3 protein-coding genes are annotated in these 2,182 nt (G+C 76.2%); 2 read left to right on the forward strand and 1 reads right to left on the reverse strand.

Annotated elements, in window-relative coordinates:
* A partial coding sequence (locus ACJA3G_RS35535; protein WP_406557155.1) for an SDR family NAD(P)-dependent oxidoreductase occupies positions 1–605 on the reverse strand: 605 nt, incomplete at its 3' end.
* 65 nt (positions 606–670) lie between these two features.
* On the opposite strand from ACJA3G_RS35535, the gene ACJA3G_RS35540 reads away from it, so the two are divergent.
* Entirely contained in the window at positions 671–1,819 is a 1,149-nt protein-coding gene (locus ACJA3G_RS35540; RefSeq protein WP_406557156.1) for an acyl-CoA dehydrogenase family protein, read from the forward strand.
* A partial coding sequence (locus ACJA3G_RS35545) for an acyl-CoA dehydrogenase family protein (RefSeq protein ID WP_406557157.1) occupies positions 1,816–2,182 on the forward strand: 367 nt, incomplete at its 3' end. The genes ACJA3G_RS35540 and ACJA3G_RS35545, both read left to right, overlap by 4 nt.

Raw genomic sequence — 2,182 nt, forward strand, 5'->3', positions numbered from 1 at the left:
AGGGAGGGGGAGACCGCGTTGACCCGTACCCCGTACGCCGCCGCCTCGATCGCGGCGCAGCGGGTGAGCGCCATGACGCCCGCCTTGGCTGCGGCGTAGTGGGCCTGGCCCGCCTGGGCGCGCCAGCCGGCCACGGACGCGTTGTTGACGACGACACCGCCGCGGCCGGCGGCCCGGTAGGCGCGCAGGGCCGCCCTGGTGCAGCGGAAGGTGCCCGTCAGGGTGACGTCGAGGACGCGGTCCCACTGCTCGTCGCTCATGTCGGCGAGGTCGGCCGTGCCGCCGAGGCCCGCGTTGTTGACGACGACGTCGAGGCGGCCGTGGAGCCGTACGGCCTCGGTGAAGAGGGCGCGCACCTGGGCCTCGTCGGTGACGTCGCAGGGCAGCGCGGCCACCGCCGCGGCGCCGAACTCGGCGGCGAGGGCCCGCTCCGTCTCCCCCAGCCTGCGCGTGTGCGCGTCGCTGAGCAGCACCCGCGCGCCCTCCTCCAGGAAGCGGCGGGCGGTCGCGCCGCCGATCCCGGCGCCGGCGGCGGCGGTGACGACGGCGGTGCGGCCGGCGAGCAGGCCGTGTCCGGGCACATACGGAACCTTGTTGTCGGTCACGCCCGCAGGCTAACCTACCAAACACTTGTTAGGGAACGGTCGGTGGCGAAGGGGCGGGCCCCGCAATGGACTTGGACCGCACGGCCGGGGAGGACGCCTTCCGCGCCGAGGCACGCGAATGGCTCGCGGCGCATGTGCCGGCCGCGCCGCTGCCGTCCCTGGAGACGGCCGAGGGCTTCGCCGCGCACCGCCGGTGGGAGGCCGAGCTGGCCGCGGACCGGTGGTCGGCGGTCTCCTGGCCCGAGCGGTTCGGGGGCCGGGGCGCCGACATCTTCCGGTGGCTGGCCTTCGAGGAGGAGTACTGGGCGGCGGGCGCGCCCGGCCGGGTCTCCCAGAACGGCATCAGCCTGCTCGCGCCGACCCTCTTCGACCACGGCAGCGAGGAGCAGCGCGCCCGGGTGCTGCCGGACATGGCGAGCGGGGCGGTGGTCTGGGCGCAGGCCTGGTCCGAGCCGGAGGCGGGCTCGGACCTCGCCGCGCTGCGGTCGCGGGCCGTGCGCACCGACGGGGGCTGGCTGCTGTCGGGCCAGAAGACGTGGTCCTCGCGGGCCGCGTTCGCCGACCGCGCGTTCGGCATCTTCCGTACGGACCCGGCGGCGTCCCGGCCGCACCGGGGTCTGACGTATCTGATGTTCGACCTGCGGGCGCCGGGGGTGACCGTCCGCCCGATCGGAAGGCTCGACGGCAAGCCGGCGTTCGCGGAGCTCTTCCTCGACGAGGTGTTCGTCCCCGACGAGGACGTGATCGGGGAGCCGGGGCAGGGCTGGCGCATCGCGATGTCCACGACCGGCAACGAGCGCGGGCTCACCCTGCGCTCCCCCGGCCGCTTCCTGGCCGCCGCCGACCGGCTGGTGCGGCTGTGGCGCGAGCGGGGCGAGGACCGGGGAACGCGCGACCGGGTCGCGGACGCGGTGATCGGGGCGCGGGCGTACCAGCTGTTCACCTACGCGGGCGCGTCGCGTTTCGCGGCGGGCGGGGAGATGGGCGCGGAGTCGAGCCTGAACAAGCTGTTCTGGTCCGAGTACGACATCGCGCTGCACGAGAGCGCACTGGAACTGCTGGGCCCGGAGGGCGAGTTGGCGGACGCCCCGGACGGCTGGGCGGAGGGGTACGTCTTCGCGCTGGCCGGGCCCGTGTACGCCGGAACCAACGAGATCCAGCGCGACATCGTCGCCGAGCGCCTGCTCGGCCTCCCGAAGGGCCGCCCCCGATGAGGTTCGTGCCGACCGCCGAGCAGCGCGACTTCACCCGCTCCCTGGACGCGCTCCTGACCGCTTGCGACACCCCGAAGGCCGTACGGTCCTGGGCGGCCGGGGACCACGGCCCCGGCCGGGCGCTGTGGCGGCGGCTGGCCGGGGCGGGGGTGTTCGCGCTGGCGGCGCCGGAGGCGTACGAGGGCGCGGGCCGTCTGCCGCTGGAGCTGGCCATGGCCCACCGGGAGCTGGGCCGCCACGCGGTGCCCGGCCCGCTGGTGGAGACGGCGGCGGCGACGGCCCTGCTCGGCCGGCTGGCGGACGGGGGCGAGCCGGGTCCGGCGGAGCGCCTGCTGCCGGGTGTGGTGACGGGCGGGGCCGTGG

The organism is Streptomyces sp. YS-3 (genome assembly GCF_045257485.1).
Lineage (GTDB): Bacteria > Actinomycetota > Actinomycetes > Streptomycetales > Streptomycetaceae > Streptomyces.